The following is a 24,477-nucleotide window of genomic DNA, read 5'->3' on the forward strand; positions in this document are numbered from 1 at the left end:
GTTCCTCTCACTTGCGGCGGGCAGCCCTTACAGCGGCGCGCCCAGAATTTCGCGGGAAATGACGCGCACGACCGGGCGGGCCTCGTCGGCAGTCATGCCCGGTTTCAGCCTTGGATCATACAGGATCTGCAGCAGTTTTTCATCGTGGCTGGTCAACAATGCGAATTCATCGTCGTCGTTGAAAATTGACGGACGCAGGGTCGGACTGTCGTTGGGCAGGCCTAGCCCTTGGGCAATCTCTTCGTGGATGCAGCTGAGCCGGAACAAATCCGGGTGTTCGGCCCGGATCAAAGCGACCGCCCGCGCATAGGTGTGCGGATTGTTTCGGTCCGCCACGGCGACAACAAAACAATAAAAGGATCGCGGCAAATTCTGGAACAGAGCCAGCTCTTCTATGGAAATGCCCGGCACCAATTGGCGCAACCGATCCTGGATCTGGGCGCTGTCATCCGTGCCTGCAATAAAGACGTGAAAATTGGGACGGGAGCCGCTGGTGGTGATCGGGTGTTTGGTCACCTGTGCCAGCCGATTGGTATAGGCGTCGATGGTCGCGGTATCCTGTGCCCGCATCTCTGGCGGCACCGAGGCACCGAATTCCACTCCGATGCGCACCGGGGCGCTCCACCGGCTGAGCGTTCCGGCATTGGTGTTGGGGCGGGCCCCAAGCGCTGTTCCGCGGGCGTATTCGTCATAAAACGCAACGGTTTCAAAGTGCTGAACCAGGTCATCGGCGTCATAAGGGGTGTCCGGCCCCCCGCCGTCCCTGCGCAACAATCCACGGGTCAACAGGTCACTTTGCAGAGCGGAATAGTAGCGGGCCAATTCCTGGCTTTGCGCCGAGACGGGTTTGGGTTGCGCCAGTTCGGGTGGACGGCTCGGTGGTGTCAGGGATGTGCGCAACGCGTCGTCACAGCCAGGCAACGCCAGAGCCATGAGCGCTGCTGGGATTGCAGTCAGAGAGCGACGCCGCATGCCTGACATATCAGTGCGGCACCGCCGTGCCAGCGTTGTCGCCGGTTCCGTCCCGACGCGCCTTGGCAGCGGAGAGCGTGTCGCGCAGGTCGGCTTCCATCTTCTTCAGGTCCTCTTCGGCTGCAGCGCGTTTGGCCTTACCTTCGTCCGCGATCTGAAGGCTTTCCTGAATGGTGCCGATCAGGTCGGCATTGGCTTGTTTCACCGCTTCGATGTCGAACACGCCGCGTTCCATCTCCTGGCGGATCATCTTGTTGCTGTCGCGCAGGTTGGCCGCATTCGAGGTCAGCAGTTCATTGGTCAGATCATTGGCGTCACGCACGGCAGCAGCAGCTTCGGCGCTGCGTTGAATGGTGACGGCCTGTGCCAGCTGAGTTTCCCAGAGAGGCACGGTGTTGACCAGCGTCGAATTGATCTTGGTCACCAGCGACTTGTCGTTTTCCTGTACCAACCGGATCGAAGGCAGCGACTGCATGGTCACCTGCCGGGTCAGTTTCAGGTCATGAACCCGGCGCTCCAGATCATCGCGCGCGGCGCGCAGATCGCGCAGTTCCTGCGCCTTCATCACCTGATCATTTTCCGGGGCGGCCTGCACCGCGGCTTCCTTGGCAGGAATCGCGGTGGCGTCCAGTTCCTTGACCTTCGCTTCACCCGCGGCGATGTACAGCGCCAGTTCGTCATAGAAATTCAGGGTTTTTTCATACAGAAGGTCGAGCGACTTGATATCCTTGAGTAGGGTGTGCTCGTGGCCCAAAAGACTGTCGGTGATCTTGTCGATCTGCCCCTGGATTGTTTCGAACCGTGCGGTGAACTGTGCAAAAGGGGCTGCCTTGCCCAGCAGTTTTTCCCACCAGCTCTGCTTGCGCCGCACATCCAGTTCGCTGACTGAAAAACCGCGAATGGTGGTAACGATACTGCGCAAGCTGTCGCCGGCAGGGCCCACGTCCTTGTTGCGCACATCCGTCAGCATCGCCTGGCTGATCTGTTGAAGTTCCGCTTGGGCGGCGGAGCCGAACGAGATGATCGAATTGGTGTCTTCCATGTCCAGTTCGTCCATGCGGGACCGGATCGCGTCGCTGGTCGGGGCGTCGGCCTGTTCCAGGGTGGCGATCTCGGCTTTGGGTTCGGGCAGAACCACGGCGGTGACTTCGTCGACCAGACCAATGGTCTGGGCCGCTTTTTGTTGGATAGTCTCGGACATGTACTCGTTCCTTTCTTGTCTCGGATTACCCGAAAGAAGCAATTTATCGGCGGTTCAATTGAATTCCTTCGCGCTGCAACCGGTCGCGCAGCACGTCGATTTCAATGGTCAGGTCGCTGCGATCTTCGAGCAGCATCTTGCGATTTCGAGCGGCAAAATTCTGTTCCAGATCGTCCAGCAGCGTCTCATAATCCGTGCGCGCCTGCGCGTCGCCAGACCGGACATAGATGTCGGCGAATTTGACTGTCGCGTCGCGGGCCCCCATCAAATAGACGGTCAGGTATTTGCGCGCCGCCGTCAGATCACGGGGGTCCTCTTCGACGGTGCGAAACAAATCGCGGGCAACGGTCTGGAATTGCTCGACCCGTGTCTCCAGCCTTCGGTCCCCGGCACGTCGGATCGCGTCGGACATGGCACCAAGATAGGTTTCGGCTTCGTCCACGGCACGGGCCACGCGGTTTTGCTGGAATTGGTCAATGCCCTCGACGCCCTTGTCGCTCAGCGGGTCCAGGCCAAAGGCGGTGAGGTGCAGAGCCACTGCGGCCCCGCCATAGATCAATGGCGCAACCAAGGTCGGATCTGATTTGTAGGCGGCCAAGGCTGTCCCCACCCCGGTCAGCACCGAAGAGAAGATCTTGCGCGGGATTGCGGGGCGTTTGGCAACCCGGCGGGCGTTGAATGCCACCTCGGCGCGCAGTCCTTCGCGCAGCAACCATGCGCCCAGCACCCATGCTCCGGCAGCGCCCAGCCCAATCGCAAGCCCGGTGGCACCATCATTCAAGGACGTGAAAACCAGCGGGATCGCCGGAATGAACATCAGATTGGCGCGCACTCCGACAGGATCGACCTGTGCCCCGGCATATCCGGTGCGGGAGATGTCCTGATCCGGCTCTGAGCGCGAGTCGTCGGGGCTGTATTGCCCGCCATAGCGTTTGGCCATGGGTTACCCTCCCATGATCCAGCCGGTGGAGACGCCAAACATCAACACCAGAAGCGCAGCAAATGCGATGCGCTGGATTGCCTTGCCGGACATGGCTGCTCCCTGATTTCCTTCACTATACCTGAATTTAGGCGAAGGTTCGCCGTCATACTAGGGGGAACAGAGCCGCATTTGGATCAGCGGCGCGGGTTCTTGCCGGTGGGGCGTGGGGAACCGGATGGGCGGCCTTTGCCGGATCCGGGTCTGTTGCTGCCCGGTTTGCCTGCTGAGCCACGTGTCCCGGCCGGGCCATCGGCCGGTTTGCGCCGTGCCTTGCCGGTGGGTGCCATACCAGTGGCCGCCTCGCGCGCAGCGCCTTTGGCGGCCTTGGCCGCACCTTTTGCACCGCCTTTTGGGCGCGGGGATGACGCAGTTTCGGGTTGTGGGCGTCCGGGCTTGCCAGCCAGGGACGGGCGTCGTCGCGTCGGGCGTTTGGACGTGGGGGCGACCTCTTCGGGAATTTCCAGCCCCAACTGATCGCGGATCAATTTGCGGCGCAGCTCTTCGACGTCGCCGGGTTTCAGATCGCCTAACTGGAAGGGGCCATAGGAAATCCGCAGCAGACGGTTTACCGAAAATCCAATGTCTTCCATGGCCCGGCGGATTTCGCGGTTTTTGCCTTCGCGCAGCCCGATTGTTACCCAGGCGTTGGCCCCTTGTTGACGATCCAGCGAGACGGTCATCGGTTGAAACCGTTCGCCGTCCACCACCAACCCTTGGCGCAGAGGGGCAAAGTCCTGATCCTGTGGGCGACCATTGATCCGCACACGATACCTGCGCAACCATCCGGTCGATGGCAGCTCCAGCTGTCGTTTGACGCCGCCGTCATTGGTCAACAGCAACAACCCCTCGGAATTGAGGTCCAGCCGTCCAACGGTCATCACCCGGGGCAATGTGTCGGGCAATTCGTCAAAGATGGTCGTACGTCCCTTTTCGTCGCTGTTGGTGGTCACCAGCCCCGATGGTTTGTAATAAAGCCACAGCCGCGGTGGCTCCGGTGCCTTCATTGGCGCGCCATCCACGGTGATCTTGTCCTGATCTGTGACGTTCAGGGCGGGGCTGTCGATCTTCTTGCCGTTGACGGCGATCCGCCCGGCTTCGATCATCCGTTCCGCTTCGCGCCGGGAGGCGACACCGGCGCGGGCCAGCACTTTGGCGATCCGGTCGCCATTCTGAGAGGGAGTCTGGGTCATGAAGCGCTCCTACAGGGTTTCGCGGGCTTGCGAAAGCACCCATTCCTGGGGCAGTGAGGGATATGGCATTCACATCATACATGGAATTGGCACTGAACGAAGCGCGCGCTGCCGCGGACCGCGGCGAAGTGCCGGTGGGCGCGGTGCTGATTGATCCGCAGGGTCAGGTCGCAGCCCAAGCCGGCAATCGCACGCGGGAGCGGAACGATCCGACAGCGCACGCCGAAATCCTGGTGATCCGCGACGCCTGTGCCCGGCTGGGGACAGAACGGCTCATCGGATTTGATCTCTATGTGACGCTGGAGCCCTGCGCCATGTGCGCCGCGGCCATAGCCGCAGCACGTATTGGCAGGGTCTATTTTGGGGCCTCGGACCCCAAATCCGGTGGTGTGCTGCATGGAGCCCGTGTGTTTGACCATCCTCAGGCGCATCATGTTCCCGAGATCTACGACGGGATCGGAGAAGCAAGCGCAGCCGATCTGCTCAAAACTTTCTTTGCGGCCCGCCGGCATCCCTGACCAGCCTGCAACGACCTGCGCCCGCCGCGCGCCGCGCGCGCGGCCCGGCCCAACGGAAGGACCTGCCCCGCAGGGGCGGGGACGACGGGCGGGAGCGCATCGGCGCCGTTCTAGCGCGCGTGGCGCATCGGTGCGCTGGCAGCCGGGTCTGGAGACTACAGTTCGATCGCCGTCATGACGTCGGGCTCGATCACATCTACGCCCGGGAGCCCCTGTTTCAGAACGTCTGCCGATTGCTCCAGAATGGGGAACGTCTTGTAGTGGCAGGGGATCACGGTCTTGAAGTCGAAATACCGCCTGGCCGCATAGGCGGTTCCGGCCATATCCATGGTGAAATGTCCTCCGGCCGACAGGATGCCGATGTCAGGTTTGTAATAATCCCCCATCCACTCCATATCGGCCATGATGTCCGTGTCACCGGATACGTAGACGGTTTTGCCTTCGGCCCGGATCATGAACCCAACCTCGGTGCCCCCCGTGCGAAGCCCTTCAGGTGTGTTGAAGGTCGAACTGTGCGAGGCAGGCACCATGGACACCTTGACCCCATTCAGATCCACAGTACCGCCCTTGTTGAAACCGATGGTGTCGATGCCTTCGGACTCGCTCCAATGTCCCATCAGGTCGTATTGACCCACCACGGGGACGGCCAGCGTCCTGGCCAAATCCAGGACATCGACCACATGGTCGAAATGTGTATGGGTCAACAAGATATGCGTAGCGCCGGATACGGCGGCCTCATGCTGGTCTTCGCCCAGCACCGGATTGCCGGTCAACCAGGGGTCTATCAACAGAACCTGCCCTTCGGTTTCCAAGCGAAAACTGCCGTGGCCCAACCAGATGATTTTCATGAATCGCCTCCGTAGATTGTAAATTTGCTTTCGGTTCGAAGATGTCGCAGCGCCCCCAAGACCCTTCAATCCAGCGGGGTCGACCTCCCGAGATGCTGCCGCAAGGCTCCCTCTGTTTCAAGCATCCGATTGAAACACTGGCGAACTCCGTTGCATATCCCGGTCCCGGGTATAGACGATAGCTGTCAGGTCGCATGTGACGGTTTCAGGCGCTTGGACTCCACCTGAACCCTTGCGACCGGACGTCCAGAGGGGTAAATGCCTGCCTGACGCAGATGAGGGTTCCCATGTCGATTGACCAAAGCACAGCCGCCAAGGTGGCCAAACTGGCCCGGATCCGGGTCGAGGAAGACGCATTGCCGGCGCTTGCGTCGGAATTCAACAATATCCTCGGCTTTATTGAACAGCTGAACGAAGTGGATGTCGAAGGTGTCGAGCCGATGACTTCTGTCACTCCGCAACAGCTGAAACGCCGCCAGGATGTGGTCAGTGATGGCAATCAGCAGGACAAGGTCCTGTCCAATGCGCCCGACGCGCGCGAAGGTTTCTTTGCAGTTCCCAAGGTGGTTGAATAATGACTGAGCTGAACAAATTGAGCCTGGCCGAGGCCCGCGACCTGCTGCGCAAGGGTGAAACCACCAGCGTCGAGCTGACACAATCCTGCCTGACCGCGATCGATGCCGCAGATGCGCTGAATGCGTTTGTGCACAAGACACCGGAAATCGCTTTGGACCGGGCCAAGGCCGCGGACGCGCGTCTGGTGCAGGGCGATGCGCCCGCCATGTGTGGTCTGCCGATTGGCATCAAGGACCTGTTCTGCACCAAAGGCGTCGCCTCTCAGGCCGCCTCGGGTATTCTCGAAGGCTTCAAGCCGGAATATGAATCCACGGTCTCGCAGCAGCTGCAGGATGCAGGTGCCGTGATGCTGGGCAAGCTGAACATGGACGAATTCGCCATGGGGTCGTCCAATGAAACCTCTGTCTATGGCAATGCTGTCAGCCCCTGGCGGCGTGGCAATGATGACGCCCAACTGACCCCGGGCGGCTCCTCCGGAGGCTCGGCGTCTGCTGTGGCTGCCGATCTGTGTTTGGCCGCTACAGGGACAGACACCGGCGGGTCGATTCGCCAGCCTGCGGCGTTCACCGGCATCACCGGCATCAAACCAACCTACGGGCGGTGCTCGCGCTGGGGGATTGTCGCCTTTGCCTCGTCTCTGGACCAGGCCGGCCCGATGACCAAGAACGTGCGCGATGCGGCCATCATGCTCGAAGCGATGTGCGGTTACGATGCCAAGGATTCAACCAGCGCCGACCTGGCGGTGCCGAATTTCGAAGCGATGCTGACCGGTGACATCAAGGGCAAGAAAATTGGCATCCCGCGCGAATACCGCATGGATGGCATGCCCGCCGAAATCGAAAAATTGTGGGCAGATGGTGCCGCGATGCTGAAAGCTGCCGGTGCCGAGATCGTTGATATTTCGTTGCCGCACACCAAATACGCGTTGCCTGCCTACTACGTGATTGCCCCTGCCGAAGCGTCGTCGAACCTCGCGCGCTATGATGGGGTCCGTTACGGTCACCGCGCCACGCTCGAGGCCGGGGACGGTATCACAGAGATGTACGAAAAGACCCGCGCCGAAGGGTTCGGGGACGAAGTGCAGCGTCGGGTGATGATCGGCACCTATGTTTTGTCGGCCGGTTTCTATGACGCCTATTACAACCGCGCCCGCCGCGTCCGCACCTTGATCAAAAAGGACTTCGAAGATGTGTTTGCCGCAGGTGTCGATGCGATCCTGACCCCGGCAACGCCGTCGGCTGCCTTTGGTCTGGGGGAAATGACCGATGCGGATCCGGTGCAGATGTATCTAAACGATGTCTTTACCGTGACCGTGAACCTGGCGGGCCTGCCCGGTGTCTCCGTGCCTGCAGGGCTGGACACACAGGGTCTGCCGCTGGGCCTGCAGCTGATCGGCAAACCCTGGGAAGAGGGCGATCTGCTGAACACCGCCTATGCGTTGGAAACCGCGGCAGGATTTGTGGCCAAACCGGGTCAATGGTGGTAAGACGGGCGTCAAGCAAAAGCAAAAACCGGCAGGAAAGCAGCCATGCGTGTTATTTTTTCCGTCCTTGCCTTGGGCGTTCTGGCGGCATGTACCCCGGCAATTCCCGATAGCGGGGCCGGGTCGGGGTTCGATAGCTTCGGATCTAACGAACCCTCTACGCCTGAGGCTGGAGAGACCATCAATGGCGACCTTTTGGTGCCACCGGCGGTCGTATCCTCCGAAGTGCCGATTGCACCGCCGCCCCAATCATCGACAACTGCACTGGCACCGGTCGCAACCGTTGCCAGCAGCATTCCGGCAAGCGACCAACCGGCGCCTGCGGTCATCCCATTGTCGGGCACTGACAACGCAGATGATATTGCGCGTGAAACGGCGGCTGCTTTGCAGGCCGCCAACGCCAATTCCGGTGTTGCGCCGCTACAGGCCAGCCCGTCTAACCCTGCACCTCAGATTGTGTCCAATGCGGGAATTTCGGACGAAAACGACTTTGCCGCCGTGTCCAGCCGTCAGACCATTCAAAGCGATGCAGACCGCATCGCCCAGAACCGCTCTCAGTACACGATTGTGCAACCGACCGCATTGCCCAGCCGGACCAACACCGGACAGCCCAACATTGTAAAATATGCGCTGGCGACATCGAATCCGAAAGGCACACGGGTCTATACCCGTGCGGGCATCAACATGGCGGCGCGCAACCACCGCAACTGCGCAGGTTATGCATCGCCAGATCAGGCGCAGATGGACTTTCTGGCCAAAGGCGGCCCACAGCGTGATCGCATGGCATTGGACCCGGATGGAGACGGCTACGCCTGTTCCTGGGATCCAGCACCGTTCAGAACCGTCGCCACCAATTGATCATGCCTGCTGGCACCGTGGATACAGCAGACGCAATCTGGCATCCTTCACCGAATTTCGGGCCGCGCCGCGACGGGTTGCGGCCCGTTTTTGTTGTGATCCACTATACAGCCATGAGCGACGCGCAGGCGGCGCTTGACCGTCTGTGTGACCCGACGGCCGAAGTCTCCGCGCATTACCTGATCGGGGGCGATGGTACGCTGTGGCAGATGGTACGCGAACAGGATCGGGCCTGGCATGCCGGGGCGGGGGAGTGGTGCGGGCTGGACGATATCAACTCTCGCTCGATCGGGATCGAGTTGGACAATCGCGCAGACCATCCGTTCTCTCACCCCCAGATGGTGCAGCTCGAATCAGTGTTGCCGCAAATCCTGAACCGCTGGCAGATCCCGCCGCAGGGTGTGATTGGTCATTCAGACATGGCACCGGGGCGCAAGCAGGACCCTGGACCGCGCTTTGATTGGGCGCGTCTCGCCCGCCAGGGGCGCGCAGCACCCGGCCTGGTGCCCGTCATGGCCCCTGATCTCTCCCCTGATCTCTCCCCGGACCCAACCCCCGATCAGTTCCGCGCCGCCGCTCGGCAGGTCGGGTTCACCGCCCCTGTGGATGACGACACGCTGCTTGGGGCCGTGCGCCTGCGGTACCGCCCTTGGGCCCGTGGCTGCCTGTGCGCGGCAGATATGTCCGTGCTGATCTGATCCGGCTTCATCTGGCTCAAAATATCCTGGGGTGAATTGGCCGCAGGTCAAGAGGGGCAAAGCCCCGCAAACTTCCGGTAGGATCAGCAAACGCTTGACGAGCAGGAGCCAGGCGCGTAGGCGATCCGGGCGCAGAGGGCTGGATGGCCGCGTGGGTGGCAACATCCGCGAGGAAAGTCCGGACTCCACAAGGCAACGGTGCCGGGTAACGCCCGGGCGGGGAAACCCGACGGAAAGCGCCACAGAAATGAAACCGCCCCGAACCTGTTTCGGGGTAAGGGTGAAACGGTGGGGTAAGAGCCCACCGCGCCCCTGGCAACAGGGGTGGCACGGCAAGCCCCACCTGGAGCAATGCCAAATAGGACCCCCGCGCGGGCCGGTCGGCGTCAGCCGATACCGCCGCTAGGCCGCCTTGGCCGAGAGGGATCGGGTTGGCAGCTAGAGGCGTCTGGCAACAGGCGCACCAGAGGAATGGTCATCAAAGGGGGCAACCCCGGAACAAAATCCGGCTTATAGGCTCTCTGCGCGTCTTTCCGGTTCATAGGCCATCACGGGATCGGCCATCCCTTTGAGATCAAAGGGGCCGACCCGATTCAGAGACGGGGTCACGCCCTGAGCCGTGATTTCACACATCAGGACCTGACCGTCCCGCGCCTGATTGCACAGTCGTGCCGCCAGGTTCGGTGCAGTTCCGATTGCTGCATAATCCAGCCGCCCTTCAAATCCGATCTGGCCCAATGTGGCCTGACCCGAGGCAATGCCGATCCCCAGCCCCAACCGACCGGCGTCGCTTTGAAAGGGGCGCAGGGCAGGGTGAAAGGCGGCCTGCATTTCACAGGCCAGCGCCAAGGCCTTTTCCCCCGGCTCCTCGCAGGGGGCCGGGGCATTGAACAGGACCATCAATCCATCCCCCAAAAACCGTTCCAGCGTGCCGCCGCTATGTTCAATGAGTGGACCGACCGTGGCGTGAAAGGCATTCAGAGCGGCAATGACCCGCTCTGGGTCGACCGCATTGGCATAGGCGGTAAACCCGCGCAGATCGGCAAACAGAACCGTAACCAGACCGCGCCGGCTGCTCAGAAGATCCGCGCCGTCCTCGGCGCTCAGGATCAGTTCTGTCACTTGTTTGGGCAAGAACCGGCGCAGGCGGTTGCTGCGCGAAATCTCTTCGACCTGGCGCGCCACTCTATGTTCGAGATCACGGTTCCAATTGGCCAGTTGGTCACGCTGCGCATGGACTTTGTCATAGAGTTTACCCAATTTGTCACTCATGGTGTTGGCATCCTCAGCCAGCGTGCCGAATTCGTCCTGGTTGGGCACCTGAACCCGCGCATCGAAATTGCCCGAGGCAACCGAGCTGAGCGTGCGCCCGATGCGCTCCACCGGCCAGATGATTGTCGAGGAAATGACATACCCGGCAAACAGCGACAACAGAACCGCACTCACGCTGGCAATCAGGACAATGCGGCGCGCGCGTTCATAAGCCAACCGAGTCTCTGTGGCTTGGTTTTTCATTTCTTCACTGATCTCGGTGGAGCGGGTATAGGCGCTGCGCTGGATCTTTTGAAACACAGGCAAAACCTGCGTGTTCATAAGGGTTCGGACCCGGTCAAATTCGCCGGCTTTCCTGGCTTGTAGAATTTCAAAGGCGACCAGGCGCAGGGACGAAATCTGTGCATGAAACTCGGCCACCCGGGCACCTTCGACGCTCTGCGCACCACCTAGAGTGTGAACTGCACGTGCGATAATCCGAAAGAGATCGTTCATTTCGTTGATCAGTTGGAAGGCTGGGGCAGAGGATCGAACCGGATTTGCCACTGCGCTTGAAACCCCAAAACCCAATGCGTCATTGGTCGAAAGGTAAATGCGATCATAGATTTCTATGCGCTGCTGGCTTTCGATCAATGCCTCGGTGCGTGCGTTGGATTGGCGCAACGTCGCAAGACCCAGAAATGCGATGACAGTCATCAGGCCAGTCATCCCAAGAAAGGCGATCAATAGCTTGACCCGGATCGAGATGCCAAGCCGGGCAATGGCGCGCACCACAGGAGTCGGGCGTGCCCGGGGGTGAAATGCATCGTCCTTTGATGGTTTTTGCATAGGGTATTCCCCGCGGCGGTGCCTGGGGCACTATGCGGCAAGTGGACGGAAAAATCAAAAACCGGCCGACGCCTATGGATCTGCGCCCTGGCATTTTGGCGTCATTTCGGCAGGACAGGAGCGAAGAACGCTGGCTGTTGAGACAAAAACAACGTTTAAGGCCGTCTGGGCACGTTTCCACACCTAAACCTGCGGGAATCCTATTGACTCGGGGGGCAACCCCGTTAAAAGCCGATGCTCATACGAATTCAACCGAAACGGCCCTGCCTTTTCGGACGCAGGAGAAAACCCATGGCGAAGCCGACGACAATCAAGATCCGCCTGAACTCGACCGCGGGCACGGGCCACTTTTATGTGACCAAGAAAAATGCTCGTACCATGACCGAGAAAATGACAGCACGTAAGTACGATCCGGTTGTGCGCAAGCATGTCGAGTACAAAGAAGGCAAAATCAAGTAAGCCTTCCCTGACCGAACGGTCGTGGTGAATTTGAAAAGGGCGTCGTGATTGCCGCGAGGCCCTTTTTGTATTGCGGGACAGGTTTTTTCCCTTCTGTTGTGTGACCCAGAAAATGTCACCAGCCTGCGCGGTTTCTGACGCATTTGTCCGCCAGTGGTTTGCATGATGTCATTTGTGCTGACGAGGGTGTCATGAAAACCAAACTTTACATCTTGGCGCTGGCCAGTCTTGGCTTGGCGGCTTGCAGTCAGCCGCAAGGAGCCGGATTCTCGGGGATCGGTTTCGAAGGCGGTGCAGTTGCCGGTGCTGCCCCAGTGAGCGAGACGCGGCTATCGACGTCCCAGGTGCGTCCCCTGCCATTTCATCAGGCGACCTCAGGTTCGGGGACACTGAGCGACATGGCCGAGATTGCCATCCGAACCGGAGGAACCGTGCCGGGCCGGTCGACGTTGGTGCAAGTTTCCGGGCAACCTTTGGCGATGAGCCTGGTTCAAGTCGACCAGACTCCTTTTGCTGTTTTGCGTGTGCCATCTGGCCAAAGCACAGCCAGGATGGACAAACGGACGCAAACGGCCTTTGCCGAGCAGCTGGGCGGTTTGACAGGCTGCAAGCCAGCGAGCGGGGTCTATGGGCTGGGCAACCCCAAACGCGACCTGAGCGGCTTGGCAGCGGCGCTGGACTGCAGCTGAGTCATCGCGCCATCTCCGGTCGTGTAACCAAATGGAGCGCCTGCGGCGCGCAGGGTCCATTTTTGCGTTTCCACGCAGGAAGCGAGGCGTTGCCTCGCGCTGTGGCGAAAGCCATTGGGTCGATGGAAATAGCCGTGCCAAGGAAATCTGTCCCAAAGCCTGACGAGAAGATTGCGCCCTTTGCTCCGCGTGGATCCGGTGATCCGTCCCGGTCCTAAATTCGTACAAACTTTCGGGAGTTGTGGGTCCAGAACGGTTGCCCCGCGAGGCTGAGAGCCTGGATCCCACGGTCAGTGAAGCCGTCTGCATATGTCTGGTGAGGGATGTTTCTCTGGGCACCTTTCCAGCATCGGTTCTGAACCAAGCGCATATCTACAAGACGGCTGTGGCGCGCGTGCCGGGCAAGGGCGGCACATCGAAGGCACCAATCCTCAAAGGTCTGTGCGCCTTGCAGCTAGCTGTTGACGGTTGCCAGCCGTTCTGGAGAAGGGCTGTAGCCATCGCCTGGACTGCTGACCCTGGGGCGTAGGTCGGCACGTGAAGGTAGGGCTTTGTATGGGCCGCCTATCAGGCTGGATGCGCATGTCACCCGATCCATGAGGAGAGTTCTCGGGCCTTGGCCTGACATCCAGGACCGGATCTGAAACTGAAAACGAGCAGCTTTTGAGACTGCAAACTTCTTTTGAACCGTGTGCCGTTCCAATTCTCCGAGATCATCAGCCAGTCCGAAGAAACCGAGATTTACGATTTCTGATTGGAAAATATCGAACCCATCCTATTGGGGTCGCGTTCTGCAGAGGGGGCTGAGACGTGAAAAAGCCTGCCAAGACATGGTCTTGGCAGGCTCGAACGGTCCTGAATGGACGTGAGAGAGGTTTACTCTCGGTTTCCTAGGAGTGACAGCAGCATCATGAACATGTTGATAAAGTCCAGATACAGGCTCAGCGCGCCCATGATGGCCGCCTTGCCCAGCCATTCCTGATCGCCGGATTCGGCCATCTGGATGTAGGTTACCTTGATCTTCTGCGTGTCATACGCTGTCAGGCCCGCAAAGATCAGAACGCCGATCACGGAGATGGCAAACGCCATGGCAGAAGACGCCAGGAAGATGTTGACGACCGACGCCACGATCAACCCGATCAGGCCCATGATCAGGAAGGTGCCCATGCCGGACAGGTCCTTCTTGGTCGTGTAGCCATAGAGCGACAAGCCCGCAAACGCGATTGAGGTGATCAAAAAGACCTGAACAATCGATTCACCGGTGAACACCAGGAAAATTGAGCTGATCGACAGACCCATCACCGTGGCAAAGACATAGAACAGCAGCTGTGCACCCGCAGCCGACATGCGGTTGAGCGCCGCGCTGAATCCAAAGACAAAGGCCAGCGGCGCAAACATGATCACCCATTTCAAAGGCGAGGCATAAAGCGCATATCCAATCGACGTCAGGTATTTGTCCTGGCTCAGCTGTGCAGACGCCCCGGACGGATCATTGGTGACCGCGAGCCCGGCAATGGCCCAGGCCGCCAAAAAGGTGATGAAAGTCCCGACAGACATTGTGCCGTAGACTTTGTTCATATGAGCGCGCAGACCCTCGTCGATCTGGGCGGCGCGTGCGCCAACTCCAGCGCGGATCGTGTCGAATTCAGCCATTCCCTTTGGTCTCCATTCATAGCCAATTCGCCGCCAAAACGTATCGGCGGCCTTTGTTTTGAATATTGGTGCAAAGGGGACTGTTATCAAGTGCTTCCTGTGTCAAATCCGCAGGAAAAGCGGAACAGGCAGGGCAATTGCAGCCCAGCCTGTCCGGAAGAACCAATTTGAATATGCCGGCTTAGCGGCACCAGTGATCCGGTGCATCCCATGCCAGGCGGCTTGATTCGGCCTCGGCCTGGGCTTTTGTGATGCCAATATCGTCCAATGCAGCGGCATCCAGCTTTTTCAGGGCGCGCCGCTGACGGGCAACGGCCAGGGCGGTGATCAGCGTGACGCTCCAGGAGCGATTGCGCGGGGTACAGTGGCTGTGGTCTGCGATATAGGTCATCATCTAGGTCCTTTCCTGATATTGTGATGCTTTCGCGTCCTTCATCAATTTCCTTGATATATATGGAGAGGTATGATTGATTTTGAAAACGAATGTTTTTGATCTCTTTCATCAAGGATTGTGATGATGCGAAATTTGGATATCACGACACTGCGCTCTTTCGTGGCGGTTGCCGACAACGGTGGGGTGACCCGCGCGGCCGGGTTTCTGCATCTCACCCAGTCGGCGGTTTCAATGCAGCTCAAACGGCTCGAAGAGCTGTTGGGTCTGGAATTGCTGGATCGATCGGGGCGGCGTATTGCGCTGACGGCGTCTGGGGAACAGCTGTTGGTCTATGCACGCAAGATGGTTGCCCTGAATGACGAGGTGATCGGGCGGCTGACAAACCAGGCGTTCGAAGGGGAGATCGTGCTGGGCGTGCCCCACGATATCGTTTATCCCGCGATTCCGCGGGTGCTGCAGCAATTCAATATCGCGTACCCACGGGTCAAGGTTCAACTGATCTCGTCCTTTACCGTGGCGCTCAAGGAGCAGTTTTCCAAAGGCGAATGCGACCTGGTGCTGACCACCGAAAGCTCAGAAACAGCAGAAAGCGAAACTCTGGCCAGTCGTCCGTTGTGCTGGATCGGAGCGCCCGACGGAACAGCCTGGCGGCAGCGGCCGCTGCGTTTGGCGTTTGGGCGGGCGTGTACCTTCCGGCCCAAGGTGATCACGGCGCTGGATCAGGCGGGAATCCCGTGGGAAATGGCGGTCGAGACGGATTCCGACCGAACCATCGAGGCGACCGTCAGCGCAGATCTGGCCGTCAACACGATGATAGACGGTGCCGAGCCACCGCATCTGACCCAAATTGATCATAGTGGTGGGTTGCCTGATCTGCCGACGCAAAAGATCAACCTGTATGGGGCCGATACCACTGGCAGCCAGATTGTCAGTGAGCTGGCTGAATTCGTGCGCCGCGCCTTTCGCGAGGTCAGCACGCCGATCAGCGTCAAGAACAGGAATGCGGCCTGAAAGGGCGCATTTACAGCGCCTTGGGCTTTGCCCGGGCTGCCTGGCCCAACGGGTTTCGCTGCATCTGTGATGCCGAGAAACCGGGCGGGAGCCCCCGTTCTTGTCATGGGATCAGGGCGTAATCACGACTTTGCCGGTTGATTTGCGCTGGCGCAGCAATTCCATTCCTTCGTCGACCTGGGCCAGAGGCAAGGTATGGCTGATGTGGGGTGACAGTTTTCCTTCCAGATACCAATCGAACAGCGTCTTGAAACTGTCGCGCACGACGTCCGGGCGGAACTTGAGATATCCGCCGATATAGAACCCGATCACATCCAGATTTTTGACCAGCAGGTGATTGGCCGGGATTTGGGGCACCTCGCCACTGGCAAAGCCAATAGGCAGAAGGCGGGCTTCGGGGTTGCAGGCCCGAAATGCGGCCGTCCATGCAGCCCCCCCAACGGCGTCATAGACGACATCGGCTCCGCCCAGTTCCTTGACGCGGATACGCAGGTCCTCGCTGTCATCGATCAGGTGATCCGCCCCGGCAGCCTGGGCTACCGCCAATTTGTCGGCACCGCGGGCATGGGCAATCACGGTTGCCCCCATCAGCTTGCCGATCTCGACCGCCGTCAGCCCAACGCCTCCGGCTGCACCGGTGACCAGCAGGGTCTCTCCCGGCTGCAATCTGGCGCGGTATCCCAGGGCCATGTGGCTGGTGCCATAGGCAATTTGAAGGGCAGCCGCCTGTTCGAATGGAATGCCATCGGGCAACGACAATGCCCGGTCTGCGTCGAACACGCCCTGTTCGGCGAGCCCCCCCTGACCTGAATAGACTGCGATTCGTTCGCCGACTGCGAATCCCGTGACATCGGGCCCAACAGCCTTGACCACGCCTGCAATTTCCATTCCAAGGGTGAACGGAGCCTCTGGTGTGTCCTGATAGGTGCCTTTTTGCATGAGCAGATCGGCGAAATTAAGCCCACAAGCCTTGATGTCGACCAGGATCTGACCCGCCCCGGGACGGGGGGCTTTGATCTGGATCAACCGGGCCGGGGAACCGGCAGTGGAAATATGATAGGCAAGCATATAAAACCCCTATTTTCCCGATAGTAAGCCGTGGTTTTTGATCTGGTGTCAAACGCATTTCCTGTCGCCAACCCGCTATTTAGGGGGAAGGTGCGGCACGTTGGAAAACATGGGGAAACAGCGAAATTTGCGTGTGAAATATACGGAAACGTGAGGTCCAGCAATCGGCTATGGAGAGTGATCCGGGTTGAATTCAACCGAAAAGGGCGTAAACTCTCGCGATAGAGGTGCGGTTTGGGACGCAATCATAGTTGAGGAAACGGTAAGGATACCTCGGTAAGATCACAGAGGTATCCTGGGGCTATGTGAGTGCCTGACGGTAACCAGTGTTGTACAAGGAGAAACGCATGACCCATCCCGTAGACGTGCACGTGGGCAAGCGCGTAAGACATCGTCGTTGGCTGATCGGCATGACCCAGCAGCAGCTGGCGGAACAGGTTGGTATTAAATTCCAGCAGATTCAGAAGTATGAAACCGGTGCGAACCGGGTCAGCGCATCCCGACTGTGGGATATCGCCGAAGCCCTGGATGTGCCGGTCAGTTTCTTCTTTGAAGGATTGGACGAGACGGAAAAGGCCGAGGGCAAGAAGTCCATGGTGCCTGACGACCTGATGGGTCACAAGGAAGCTCTGGATCTGGTGCGCTCCTATTATGCGATCCCGGAAAACCAGCGTCGCCGCCTGTTTGAATTGGCGCGTGTTCTGAGCGATGTCGCCTGAAAACGGGTAGATCAGGACAAAGGGGCAATTCGCTCTTGAAATGAACGCGGCACAGTGGCACCCGGTTGGGTATGTCACATGCCGCGTTTTCCGATCTTGAAATAGCCCATAAACTGGCCGATGCCGCGCGTGCGGCGATCCTGCCGTATTTCCGCCGTGCTGATCTGGGCACGGAGAACAAGGATCAGGGCGGGTTCGACCCGGTGACCATTGCTGACCGCGAAGCGGAACAGGCCATGCGGGCCGTATTGGCCGAGCATCGCCCAACGGATGGAGTCTGGGGCGAAGAATTTGGACGACATGACGGCAGCTCTGGCCGCATGTGGGTTCTGGACCCGATCGACGGCACCCGTGGATTTATCAGCGGCACCCCGACTTGGGGGGTCTTGATTGCGTTGTCAGACGGTGATGGCCCGTTTTTGGGTGTGATTGACCAACCTTATACTGGTGAGCGATTTGTCGGCGGTTCGGGGGCGGCGGTGATGACAGGTCCGATGGGGGAAACTGCGTTGGGGACCCGATCTACCTCTGATCTGAATGAGGCCATCGTCTTTACCACCTTTCCCGAAGTCGGATCCGCTGATGATCGGTCGGGTTTTGAAGCCGTGGCCGGGCAGTGTCGCTTGGCGCGCTACGGAATGGATTGTTACGCTTATGCGCTGCTTGCGGCTGGTCAGATTGATCTGGTCATCGAAGCGGGATTGAACCCCTATGACATTCAGGGACCCATCGCCGTGATCCAGGCGGCAGGCGGGATCGTCACGGATTGGCAAGGCGGCCCGGCCCACAACGGTGGGCGCGCTTTGGCTGCAGCCAATGCACAGCTGCATGCCCAGGCGCTGGCCATCCTGACCCAATTCTGATCGGATCCGCCGACTCGCAATGTTCCCGCCTGTGTCCAACGCATCACAGATGCGCCGGACCCCGTTGGGCGTAGCGTTGCACGGACAAGCCCGCACAACGCCGGCTGCGATTGTGCCAGTCGCGCATCTGCCCCGGGAACCGGGGCTTGAGTCGGGGCGACGGACACGATATCTTTGCGGCCATATCAGCGCCGAGTCCTTTGCCCGTCTTCTGTCGGCGCGTCCAAAACACTTCTTCACCGAAGCGGGCCAAATGAAGGAGTGTATGTCTGATGGCCGAAATTCTGATCCGCAATGCCCACACCATCGTGACAATGGACGATTCCCGGCGCGAGCTTTCGGGGATGGATCTGTTGGTGCGCGATGGGGTGATCGCCTCAATTGGGGAAAATTTGGCGCTCACCCGGGCGGACACAGGCGATATCATTGATGCGGCCAGCTGCGTCGTGACACCGGGGTTGGTCAACACCCACCATCACCTGTATCAGACGCTGACCCGTGCTGTACCCGGCGCACAGGACGCCCTTCTGTTTGGCTGGTTGCAACGGCTCTACCCGATCTGGGCAAGGTTTGGCCCCGAAGAGATGTTCATTTCGGCTCAGGTGGGATTGGCGGAGCTCGCGCTTTCGGGGTGTTCGCTCAGTTCAGATCATCTGTATCTCTACCCCAATGGTGCCCGGCTCGAAGATACGATTTCTGCGGCGCGCGAAATCGGGCTGCGGTTTCATCCGACACGCGGCGCGATGAGCATCGGTGAAAGCGCGGGTGGGTTGCCACCGGATAGCCTGGTTGAACGTGAAGCGGATATTCTGACGGACATGATCCGGGTCGTCGACGCCTTTCACGATCCTGACCCAGGATCCATGTGCCGGGTGGGCCTGGCACCCTGCAGCCCCTTTTCTGTCAGCCGCGACCTGATGCGGGATGCGGCCCTTCTGGCCCGCGACAAGGGCGTGATGCTGCACACCCATTTGGCCGAAAATGACGAGGACATCGCCTATTCCGAGGCAAATTTCGGATGCCGCCCAGGACAATACGCCGAAGAGCTGGGCTGGACGGGTGAGGACGTCTGGCACGCCCATTGTGTGAAACTGGATGAGGCGGAAATCGACCTCTTTGCCAGAACCCGTACCGGTGTCGCCCATTGCCCGTGTTCGAATTGTCGCCTTGGCAGCGGCATTGCGCCGGTTCGCCGGATGCGGGACGCGGGTGTCAAGGTGGGTTTGGGGGTCGATGGCTCGGCCAGCAATGACAGCGGCAACATTATGGCCGAGGCGCGCCAGTCGATGTTGCTGCAACGCGTGTCCCAAGGCGCAGACGCCATGAGCGCCCGGGAGGCTTTGGAAATCGCAACCCGCGGCGGCGCGGATGTGCTGGGGCGCCCGGATTGCGGCCGCCTTGCGGTCGGGAAACGTGCCGATATCGCGCTCTGGGACATCTCGGGTATCGACAGCGCCGGCAGCTGGGATCCAGCAGCTTTGCTGCTGGCGGGGCCGACGCGGGTCAAACATCTGCTGGTCGAAGGGCGCCAGGTCGTGCAGGACGGCCAGATTGCAACCTTGGACATGCCCAAAGTGATCGAACGTCAAACCCAGCTGGTCCATCGTCTGATGGCGTGATCGCAGTTGCTTCTTTCTGGTCCCAAATACCTTGGGGGGCAAGGGGGCAACGCCCCCCAAACCCCCTGACCACCCGCGCCGGAACAGGTGTCAGACAGACCGTTTTCCGCCAATCCAGACTTCGGCAACTGCCCGATCATCCCCCATCATGATGGTGGGGAACAGGGCTTCCCACAGGTCGGCAGCGCGTTGCGATCTTTGCGCGATGGCGGGGGTCGAGCTCAGATCCAAGACCACTATGTCGGCCTCCATGCCAGGTGCGATATTGCCAATCCTGTCGTCCATCCGCAGCGCTGTGGCAGACCCTTGGGTCGCCAGCCAGATCAACTGTGACGCGTGCAATGGCGTGCCGCGCAATTGGCCGATCTCATAGGCGGCTGCCATCGTGCGCAGCATCGAAAAACTGGATCCGCCGCCGGTGTCGGTGGCCAGCCCGATCCGCTGGCCCTGGGCCATCAAACCGGCCATATCGAACAGACCAGACCCGATAAAGGTATTGGATGTGGGGCAATGCACCAAGGCGGCCCCATGCTCCCGCAGTCGGTCCCGTTCGCGCTCTTCCAGGTGAATGGCGTGCCCATACAATCCCCGCCCGCCCAGCAGACCGAATTTTTCATATGTATCCAGATAGTCACGGGCATCCGGGTAGAGTGATAGCACCCACTCAATTTCGTCGGTTTGTTCGCTCAGATGGGTTTGCATCAGAACCTCGGGGTGCTCGGCCCATAACGCGCCCAGGGCTTCCATCTGCTCCGGAGTAGAGGTGGGCGAGAACCGGGGTGTGATCGCATATTCCAACCGATCTACGCCGTGCCATTTTTCCAGCAACCGTTTGCTGTCGTCATAGGCGCTATGTGCGCTGTCGCACAGGCCATCAGGGGCATTGCGATCCATACAGGTCTTGCCGGTGACGATCCGTTGACCCCGCGCCTGGGCCGCAGTGAACAGCGCATCGACGCTTTCGGGATGAATGGTGGCAAAGCTGCAAACGCTGGTCGTGCCATGTGACGTGGTCAAATCCAGATAGCGGTTGGCAATTTCAGCCGCATAGACAGGGTCGCTAAATCGCATTTCCTCTGGGAACGTATAGCTGTTCAACCAGTCGATCAGACGCTTGCCCCAACTCGCAATCATCGCGGTCTGCGGAAAATGCACATGGGCGTCCACAAACCCGGCGCAAATCAGATGATCTCCATAGTCCACGATCTGCGCCTGAGGATTCGCAGCCTGCAATTCGTCCGCAGACCCCAACGCAACCACCTTGCCCTTGCCAATCGCCACGGCTTCGCAGGTTTGGCTGGCGGCGGTTGGATCCTCTTCAAACGGGGAGCTGTGAAAGGACAGGACGTGCCCTTTGAGTATGAAATCTGCTTGCATTGCGCGTGTCCGTGGTTGCCAAATGACGTCCAGCACGATAGCCGCCGCAACAGTTGCGGTAAATTCCACCATTGTCATTGTTTTTCGGTAGCTGCTTCTTTTAGGTTGCAGCCAATCGACGGTCAGCCAGGGGGTACAGGTATGGAAGATATGGACATCGACCTGGCCCGGGAAGACGACTCCGAAGCTTATATGCTGGATCGCAAGAACGTGTCGGCGATCCTATATGCGGTCGAAATCGAAGACCGCCAAAAGCTGACCGAACTGATGGAACCGCTGCATGCGGCGGACATTGCTGACCTTCTGGAACAGATCAACGCCTATGACCGGGCACGCCTGATCCGATTGTATGATCGCGAATTCGACGGCGACATTCTGTCGGAACTGGATGAATCGATCCGCGAGGAAGTGATCGCCATCCTACGCCCTGATGTTTTGGCGGATGCGGTGCGCGACCTGGACAGCGATGATGTCGTCGACTTGCTGGAGGATCTCGAAGAGCCCCAGCAGGAAGCAATCCTGGACGCGCTGGAAGATGCTGACCGGGCGGTGGTCGAGCAATCCCTGAGCTATCCGGAAAATTCCGCCGGTCGACTGATGCAGCGCGAAGTGGTGATGGCCCCCGAGCATTGGAATGTCGGTCAGGCCATCGATTTCATGCGCACACATGACGATCTGCCAGAGCAATTCTATCACATGGTGTTGGTCAATCCGCGGATGCACCCGGTCGGCAACGTGACACTGGGCAAGATCATGGGCGCGCATCGCGCCACCCCGTTGCAGACGTTGGTCGAAGAAAGCTTTCAGGTCATCCCGGTCAATCAGGACGAAGAGGATGTGGCCTATGCCTTTAATCAGTATCACCTGATTTCCGCGCCTGTGGTGGATGAAGAGGGCCGCATCGTCGGGGTTATCACCATCGACGATGCCATGGTGGTGCTGGACGAAGAGCACGAAGAGGACATTCTGCGACTGGCTGGTGTGGGCGAAGGATCCCTGTCGGACCGGGTATTTGAAACCACGATGCAGCGGTTTCCGTGGTTAGCGGTGAACCTGGTCACGGCGGTCTTGGCGTCACTGGTCATTTCGATGTTCGAAGAGACGATTGCACGCTTTGTGGCTCTTGCCGTATTGATGCCGATTGTCGCGTCCATGGGTGGCAATGCCGGGACGCAAAGTTTGACCGTCGCGGTGCGGGCCCTCGCGACCAAGGATTTGACCAGATCCAACGTATGGCGTGTGATCCGACGCGAGGCGCTGGTGGGGCTGATCAACGGGCTGGTCTTTGCTGTCGTCATGGGGCTGGTCGGTTTGGCCTGGTTCGGGTCCCCCCTGTTGGGCGGTGTCATTGCCGTCGCAATGGTGATCAATCTGGTCGTGGCCGGGCTGGCCGGGACCATCGTTCCAGTGCTTTTGGAGAAAGCAGGAGTTGATCCGGCATTGGCCTCGGGGTCCTTTGTGACGACGGTGACGGATGTGGTCGGGTTTTTTGCATTTCTGGGTTTGGCGGCCGTCATGCTGCTGTAGCAGTGGCCAGGAGAAGGTGGTGAACAATATGGATCTGGTCGAAATCAAGGCGGCGGCCCGCAAGGATGCGTTTGCGAGACGTAAAGCGGCCCATGGTACGCAGATCCCTGGTGCTGCGGGACATCTTGCCGAGGTGCTGGCCGGGTATCGTGGTGTACCGCTGGCCGGGTATATGCCGATCAGAACCGAGATAGATCCCCTGCCAGTCATGGCCGAAGCGGCGGCCTATGGGCCGGTCGGCGTGCCCGTGATCCAGGGGGCTGGTTTGCCGCTCAAGTTCAGCCGCTGGCAGCCCAACGGTGCATTGCGTGAAGGTCCGTTTGGTGCGCAGGTGCCAGAGGTGGACGACTATTTCGAACCGGAAATCCTGGTGGTGCCGTTGGTCGCCTTTGACGCCAAAGGTGGGCGGCTGGGGTATGGTGGCGGGTTCTATGACCGAACATTGGAACTGCTGCGCGGCAAACGGGCGACGCTGGCCATCGGGTTTGCCTTTGATGCGCAGGAGGCCGAGGATTTGCCACTGGAGCCCACAGATCAGCCGCTGGACATGTTGATCACCGAACGCAGGATCTTGAGCTTTCGCAAGTGATGCACCCCCCGCGGCTGTTCAGCTGCGCGCGCGAACCGTTTTGAAGCGGCTGGGGTATGGTGGTGCTCAGAATCCCAGTTTTTCCAGCCGCCAGGCAACCTTGCGGTGAATGATCGGTGGGAGCAGATCCTGCAGCAATTCCCGCCGCGCAACCATGCGGTCGGGTTTGTCGACTGTGTCGGGGCGGGGTTTGAATAGGGTGGTGTGGGATTTGCGCGTGCTGTCCCAGGTCGCGGTGTAATAGTAAAGCGCGATTGACATGCGCGGTTCGCCATCCGGGTGGTTCACGGGTTCCGGGTTGCCATGCCAGCTGTTCGAGCTGGTCGAAAACATGCACATTCTGTTGAACAGGGGGGCATAGCTCGCGACTTGGGCGCTCATGTCATCGTTCCAGACTTCAAAGGACCCACCATATTCAGCCTTCCAATCCTTGTTCAGATAAATCAGCAGGTTGACACGGCGTTCCAGGTTCAGCCCGGCGTGATGATTAAAGTCCGCATGAATATCAAGATGGCCGCCATTGGCCACCACATGCACCCCACCACCGGCGAAGTAGGGGTCGGGGATCAGACCCTTGATCCCGGTCAGCTCTTCGACAAATCCCAGAACAGGGCGAGAATTTAACGCATAAAACAACTGCCGCGTATAAGGTGGGAGCCGTTCCGGCGTGTAGGAGGTCTTCAGTTTTTCCTGGGGCCGGTCAAAGCTGGTTTCCGACTCTGGCAACTGTTTGAGCTCTTCCTTGACCCGTTCGAGGATCTCGGGGTTCAGGAAATTGTCATATCCGCCATAGTGAAAGGGTTCGCGGGATTGATACGCCGGGGCCAGCGCCTTGGCTGCCTCGCGCGCGTTGCGCGATGAAATCAAAAGGGTGTCCGGATCCAGGGCAAGGACAGGTTGGGTCATGAGTGATCTCCTGTGGGGTCTCCAGGGGGCGGTCCACATGTGAAATGATCTGTCCGAAAACCGGACATTGCAATGCTTTTGCACATGGTGCGCCGCGTTTGGGGCCGTTTTGCGGCATGGGTCGCACATTTGCGGGGAAGGTCGGGGCATCTGGGGCGGCCTTGGGGTCTTTCATCG

At 59.5% G+C, this 24,477-nt stretch carries 23 protein-coding genes, 1 other RNA gene and 1 pseudogene; 14 read left to right on the plus strand and 11 right to left on the minus strand.

The window, feature by feature from the left end; translation table 11 throughout:
• Positions 1 to 27: 27 nt before the first annotated feature.
• From QEZ52_RS06795 to QEZ52_RS06810, 4 genes are all read right to left on the minus strand, one after another.
• Positions 28 to 972 (minus strand): DUF2927 domain-containing protein, encoded by a 945-nt coding sequence (locus QEZ52_RS06795; protein ID WP_406648811.1) that lies wholly within the window; start codon positions 970 to 972, stop codon positions 28 to 30.
• Between the two features lie 10 nt (positions 973 to 982).
• Positions 983 to 2,173, minus strand: a complete 1,191-nt coding sequence (locus QEZ52_RS06800) for a toxic anion resistance protein (protein ID WP_406648812.1) — start codon at positions 2,171 to 2,173, stop codon at positions 983 to 985.
• Between the two features lie 43 nt (positions 2,174 to 2,216).
• Positions 2,217 to 3,113 carry a 5-bromo-4-chloroindolyl phosphate hydrolysis family protein gene (locus QEZ52_RS06805; RefSeq protein WP_406648817.1) on the minus strand — a complete coding sequence of 299 codons (897 nt, stop codon included), beginning with the start codon at positions 3,111 to 3,113 and terminating at the stop codon, positions 2,217 to 2,219.
• Between the two features lie 176 nt (positions 3,114 to 3,289).
• Positions 3,290 to 4,345, minus strand: coding sequence for a pseudouridine synthase (locus QEZ52_RS06810; RefSeq protein ID WP_406648819.1), 1,056 nt, complete (start codon positions 4,343 to 4,345; stop codon positions 3,290 to 3,292).
• Positions 4,346 to 4,407: 62 nt separating this feature from the next.
• Here QEZ52_RS06810 and QEZ52_RS06815 point away from each other — a divergent pair, with 62 nt between their 5' ends.
• Complete coding sequence (locus tag QEZ52_RS06815) at positions 4,408 to 4,863, plus strand: nucleoside deaminase (RefSeq protein ID WP_406648820.1); 456 nt, start codon at positions 4,408 to 4,410, stop codon at positions 4,861 to 4,863.
• A gap of 155 nt (positions 4,864 to 5,018) precedes the next feature.
• Here QEZ52_RS06815 and QEZ52_RS06820 read toward each other — a convergent pair whose 3' ends face one another.
• The gene (locus QEZ52_RS06820) at positions 5,019 to 5,711 is read right to left on the minus strand and encodes a metal-dependent hydrolase (RefSeq protein ID WP_406648821.1); all 693 of its coding nucleotides are present in this window, start codon (positions 5,709 to 5,711) and stop codon (positions 5,019 to 5,021) included.
• 287 nt (positions 5,712 to 5,998) lie between these two features.
• Between QEZ52_RS06820 and gatC the strand changes: the two genes are divergently transcribed.
• The 5 genes from gatC to rnpB all read left to right on the plus strand — a co-directional run bounded on the left by gatC (position 5,999) and on the right by rnpB (position 9,855).
• Complete coding sequence (gene gatC / locus QEZ52_RS06825) at positions 5,999 to 6,286, plus strand: aspartyl/glutamyl-tRNA amidotransferase subunit C (RefSeq protein ID WP_406648824.1); 288 nt, start codon at positions 5,999 to 6,001, stop codon at positions 6,284 to 6,286.
• Positions 6,286 to 7,773, plus strand: a complete 1,488-nt coding sequence (gene gatA, locus QEZ52_RS06830) for an Asp-tRNA(Asn)/Glu-tRNA(Gln) amidotransferase subunit GatA (RefSeq protein ID WP_406648828.1) — start codon at positions 6,286 to 6,288, stop codon at positions 7,771 to 7,773. The genes gatC and gatA overlap by 1 nt, the downstream gene beginning before the upstream one ends.
• A 42-nt stretch (positions 7,774 to 7,815) precedes the next feature.
• The gene (locus QEZ52_RS06835; RefSeq protein WP_406648831.1) at positions 7,816 to 8,628 is read left to right on the plus strand and encodes a hypothetical protein; all 813 of its coding nucleotides are present in this window, start codon (positions 7,816 to 7,818) and stop codon (positions 8,626 to 8,628) included.
• A 2-nt stretch (positions 8,629 to 8,630) separates the two neighbouring features.
• Positions 8,631 to 9,326 carry an N-acetylmuramoyl-L-alanine amidase gene (locus QEZ52_RS06840; RefSeq protein ID WP_406648834.1) on the plus strand — a complete coding sequence of 232 codons (696 nt, stop codon included), beginning with the start codon at positions 8,631 to 8,633 and terminating at the stop codon, positions 9,324 to 9,326.
• A 131-nt stretch (positions 9,327 to 9,457) separates the two neighbouring features.
• An RNA gene (gene rnpB, locus QEZ52_RS06845) (RNase P RNA component class A) lies at positions 9,458 to 9,855 on the plus strand.
• Between the two features lie 95 nt (positions 9,856 to 9,950).
• Here rnpB and QEZ52_RS06850 read toward each other — a convergent pair.
• Positions 9,951 to 11,426: pseudogene (locus tag QEZ52_RS06850) on the minus strand (adenylate/guanylate cyclase domain-containing protein); the annotation flags it as partial.
• A 291-nt stretch (positions 11,427 to 11,717) separates the two neighbouring features.
• Here QEZ52_RS06850 and rpmG point away from each other — a divergent pair.
• Together rpmG and QEZ52_RS06860 are read left to right on the plus strand one after the other, a co-directional pair.
• Positions 11,718 to 11,885 carry a 50S ribosomal protein L33 gene (gene rpmG / locus QEZ52_RS06855; protein WP_111731977.1) on the plus strand — a complete coding sequence of 56 codons (168 nt, stop codon included), beginning with the start codon at positions 11,718 to 11,720 and terminating at the stop codon, positions 11,883 to 11,885.
• A gap of 191 nt (positions 11,886 to 12,076) precedes the next feature.
• Positions 12,077 to 12,574: a hypothetical protein gene (locus tag QEZ52_RS06860; RefSeq protein ID WP_406648842.1), complete on the plus strand. Its 498-nt coding sequence runs from the start codon at positions 12,077 to 12,079 to the stop codon at positions 12,572 to 12,574.
• Between the two features lie 876 nt (positions 12,575 to 13,450).
• On the opposite strand, the gene QEZ52_RS06865 is transcribed toward QEZ52_RS06860, so the two are convergent.
• Together QEZ52_RS06865 and QEZ52_RS06870 are read right to left on the minus strand one after the other, a co-directional pair.
• On the minus strand, positions 13,451 to 14,227 hold the full coding sequence (locus tag QEZ52_RS06865; protein ID WP_406648843.1) for a Bax inhibitor-1 family protein: 777 nt from the start codon (positions 14,225 to 14,227) through the stop codon (positions 13,451 to 13,453).
• 181 nt (positions 14,228 to 14,408) lie between these two features.
• Positions 14,409 to 14,621, minus strand: coding sequence for a DUF1127 domain-containing protein (locus QEZ52_RS06870; RefSeq protein ID WP_406648844.1), 213 nt, complete (start codon positions 14,619 to 14,621; stop codon positions 14,409 to 14,411).
• Positions 14,622 to 14,741: 120 nt separating this feature from the next.
• On the opposite strand from QEZ52_RS06870, the gene QEZ52_RS06875 reads away from it, so the two are divergent.
• Positions 14,742 to 15,632 (plus strand): LysR family transcriptional regulator, encoded by an 891-nt coding sequence (locus tag QEZ52_RS06875; RefSeq protein ID WP_406648848.1) that lies wholly within the window; start codon positions 14,742 to 14,744, stop codon positions 15,630 to 15,632.
• 111 nt (positions 15,633 to 15,743) lie between these two features.
• On the opposite strand, the gene QEZ52_RS06880 is transcribed toward QEZ52_RS06875, so the two are convergent.
• A complete protein-coding gene (locus QEZ52_RS06880; protein ID WP_406648849.1) occupies positions 15,744 to 16,700 on the minus strand; it encodes an NADPH:quinone oxidoreductase family protein in 957 nt (318 codons plus the stop codon).
• A gap of 347 nt (positions 16,701 to 17,047) precedes the next feature.
• Here QEZ52_RS06880 and QEZ52_RS06885 point away from each other — a divergent pair, with 347 nt between their 5' ends.
• From QEZ52_RS06885 to QEZ52_RS06895, 3 genes are all read left to right on the plus strand, one after another.
• On the plus strand, positions 17,048 to 17,419 hold the full coding sequence (locus QEZ52_RS06885; protein WP_406648850.1) for a helix-turn-helix domain-containing protein: 372 nt from the start codon (positions 17,048 to 17,050) through the stop codon (positions 17,417 to 17,419).
• A gap of 71 nt (positions 17,420 to 17,490) precedes the next feature.
• The gene (gene hisN, locus QEZ52_RS06890) at positions 17,491 to 18,282 is read left to right on the plus strand and encodes a histidinol-phosphatase (protein WP_406648851.1); all 792 of its coding nucleotides are present in this window, start codon (positions 17,491 to 17,493) and stop codon (positions 18,280 to 18,282) included.
• 272 nt (positions 18,283 to 18,554) lie between these two features.
• A complete protein-coding gene (locus tag QEZ52_RS06895) occupies positions 18,555 to 19,901 on the plus strand; it encodes an 8-oxoguanine deaminase (RefSeq protein WP_406648852.1) in 1,347 nt (448 codons plus the stop codon).
• Positions 19,902 to 19,991: 90 nt separating this feature from the next.
• On the opposite strand, the gene guaD is transcribed toward QEZ52_RS06895, so the two are convergent.
• The gene (gene guaD, locus QEZ52_RS06900; RefSeq protein WP_406648853.1) at positions 19,992 to 21,278 is read right to left on the minus strand and encodes a guanine deaminase; all 1,287 of its coding nucleotides are present in this window, start codon (positions 21,276 to 21,278) and stop codon (positions 19,992 to 19,994) included.
• A gap of 141 nt (positions 21,279 to 21,419) precedes the next feature.
• Here guaD and mgtE point away from each other — a divergent pair, with 141 nt between their 5' ends.
• Positions 21,420 to 22,805 carry a magnesium transporter gene (gene mgtE / locus QEZ52_RS06905; RefSeq protein ID WP_406648854.1) on the plus strand — a complete coding sequence of 462 codons (1,386 nt, stop codon included), beginning with the start codon at positions 21,420 to 21,422 and terminating at the stop codon, positions 22,803 to 22,805.
• Positions 22,806 to 22,833: 28 nt separating this feature from the next.
• Positions 22,834 to 23,394, plus strand: coding sequence for a 5-formyltetrahydrofolate cyclo-ligase (locus QEZ52_RS06910; protein WP_406650368.1), 561 nt, complete (start codon positions 22,834 to 22,836; stop codon positions 23,392 to 23,394).
• Positions 23,395 to 23,460: 66 nt separating this feature from the next.
• Here QEZ52_RS06910 and QEZ52_RS06915 read toward each other — a convergent pair whose 3' ends face one another.
• Positions 23,461 to 24,300 carry a 2OG-Fe(II) oxygenase gene (locus QEZ52_RS06915; RefSeq protein ID WP_406648855.1) on the minus strand — a complete coding sequence of 280 codons (840 nt, stop codon included), beginning with the start codon at positions 24,298 to 24,300 and terminating at the stop codon, positions 23,461 to 23,463.
• Positions 24,301 to 24,477: the final 177 nt, after the last annotated feature.

The sequence above is a fragment of the Aliisedimentitalea scapharcae genome, assembly GCF_045277565.1.
GTDB lineage: Bacteria > Pseudomonadota > Alphaproteobacteria > Rhodobacterales > Rhodobacteraceae > Aliisedimentitalea > Aliisedimentitalea scapharcae.

What these genes read in the sequence shown, in the direction of transcription:
- QEZ52_RS06795 (WP_406648811.1), bottom strand. Translation starts at nt 972, where the DNA reads ATGCGGCGTCGCTCTCTGACTGCAATCCCAGCAGCGCTCATGGCTCTG.
- QEZ52_RS06800 (WP_406648812.1), bottom strand. Translation starts at nt 2,173, where the DNA reads ATGTCCGAGACTATCCAACAAAAAGCGGCCCAGACCATTGGTCTGGTC.
- QEZ52_RS06805 (WP_406648817.1), bottom strand. Translation starts at nt 3,113, where the DNA reads ATGGCCAAACGCTATGGCGGGCAATACAGCCCCGACGACTCGCGCTCA.
- QEZ52_RS06810 (WP_406648819.1), bottom strand. Translation starts at nt 4,345, where the DNA reads ATGACCCAGACTCCCTCTCAGAATGGCGACCGGATCGCCAAAGTGCTG.
- QEZ52_RS06815 (WP_406648820.1), top strand. Translation starts at nt 4,408, where the DNA reads ATGGCATTCACATCATACATGGAATTGGCACTGAACGAAGCGCGCGCT.
- QEZ52_RS06820 (WP_406648821.1), bottom strand. Translation starts at nt 5,711, where the DNA reads ATGAAAATCATCTGGTTGGGCCACGGCAGTTTTCGCTTGGAAACCGAA.
- gatC (WP_406648824.1), top strand. Translation starts at nt 5,999, where the DNA reads ATGTCGATTGACCAAAGCACAGCCGCCAAGGTGGCCAAACTGGCCCGG.
- gatA (WP_406648828.1), top strand. Translation starts at nt 6,286, where the DNA reads ATGACTGAGCTGAACAAATTGAGCCTGGCCGAGGCCCGCGACCTGCTG.
- QEZ52_RS06835 (WP_406648831.1), top strand. Translation starts at nt 7,816, where the DNA reads ATGCGTGTTATTTTTTCCGTCCTTGCCTTGGGCGTTCTGGCGGCATGT.
- QEZ52_RS06840 (WP_406648834.1), top strand. Translation starts at nt 8,631, where the DNA reads ATGCCTGCTGGCACCGTGGATACAGCAGACGCAATCTGGCATCCTTCA.
- rpmG (WP_111731977.1), top strand. Translation starts at nt 11,718, where the DNA reads ATGGCGAAGCCGACGACAATCAAGATCCGCCTGAACTCGACCGCGGGC.
- QEZ52_RS06860 (WP_406648842.1), top strand. Translation starts at nt 12,077, where the DNA reads ATGAAAACCAAACTTTACATCTTGGCGCTGGCCAGTCTTGGCTTGGCG.
- QEZ52_RS06865 (WP_406648843.1), bottom strand. Translation starts at nt 14,227, where the DNA reads ATGGCTGAATTCGACACGATCCGCGCTGGAGTTGGCGCACGCGCCGCC.
- QEZ52_RS06870 (WP_406648844.1), bottom strand. Translation starts at nt 14,621, where the DNA reads ATGATGACCTATATCGCAGACCACAGCCACTGTACCCCGCGCAATCGC.
- QEZ52_RS06875 (WP_406648848.1), top strand. Translation starts at nt 14,742, where the DNA reads ATGATGCGAAATTTGGATATCACGACACTGCGCTCTTTCGTGGCGGTT.
- QEZ52_RS06880 (WP_406648849.1), bottom strand. Translation starts at nt 16,700, where the DNA reads ATGCTTGCCTATCATATTTCCACTGCCGGTTCCCCGGCCCGGTTGATC.
- QEZ52_RS06885 (WP_406648850.1), top strand. Translation starts at nt 17,048, where the DNA reads ATGACCCATCCCGTAGACGTGCACGTGGGCAAGCGCGTAAGACATCGT.
- hisN (WP_406648851.1), top strand. Translation starts at nt 17,491, where the DNA reads ATGTCACATGCCGCGTTTTCCGATCTTGAAATAGCCCATAAACTGGCC.
- QEZ52_RS06895 (WP_406648852.1), top strand. Translation starts at nt 18,555, where the DNA reads ATGGCCGAAATTCTGATCCGCAATGCCCACACCATCGTGACAATGGAC.
- guaD (WP_406648853.1), bottom strand. Translation starts at nt 21,278, where the DNA reads ATGCAAGCAGATTTCATACTCAAAGGGCACGTCCTGTCCTTTCACAGC.
- mgtE (WP_406648854.1), top strand. Translation starts at nt 21,420, where the DNA reads ATGGAAGATATGGACATCGACCTGGCCCGGGAAGACGACTCCGAAGCT.
- QEZ52_RS06910 (WP_406650368.1), top strand. Translation starts at nt 22,834, where the DNA reads ATGGATCTGGTCGAAATCAAGGCGGCGGCCCGCAAGGATGCGTTTGCG.
- QEZ52_RS06915 (WP_406648855.1), bottom strand. Translation starts at nt 24,300, where the DNA reads ATGACCCAACCTGTCCTTGCCCTGGATCCGGACACCCTTTTGATTTCA.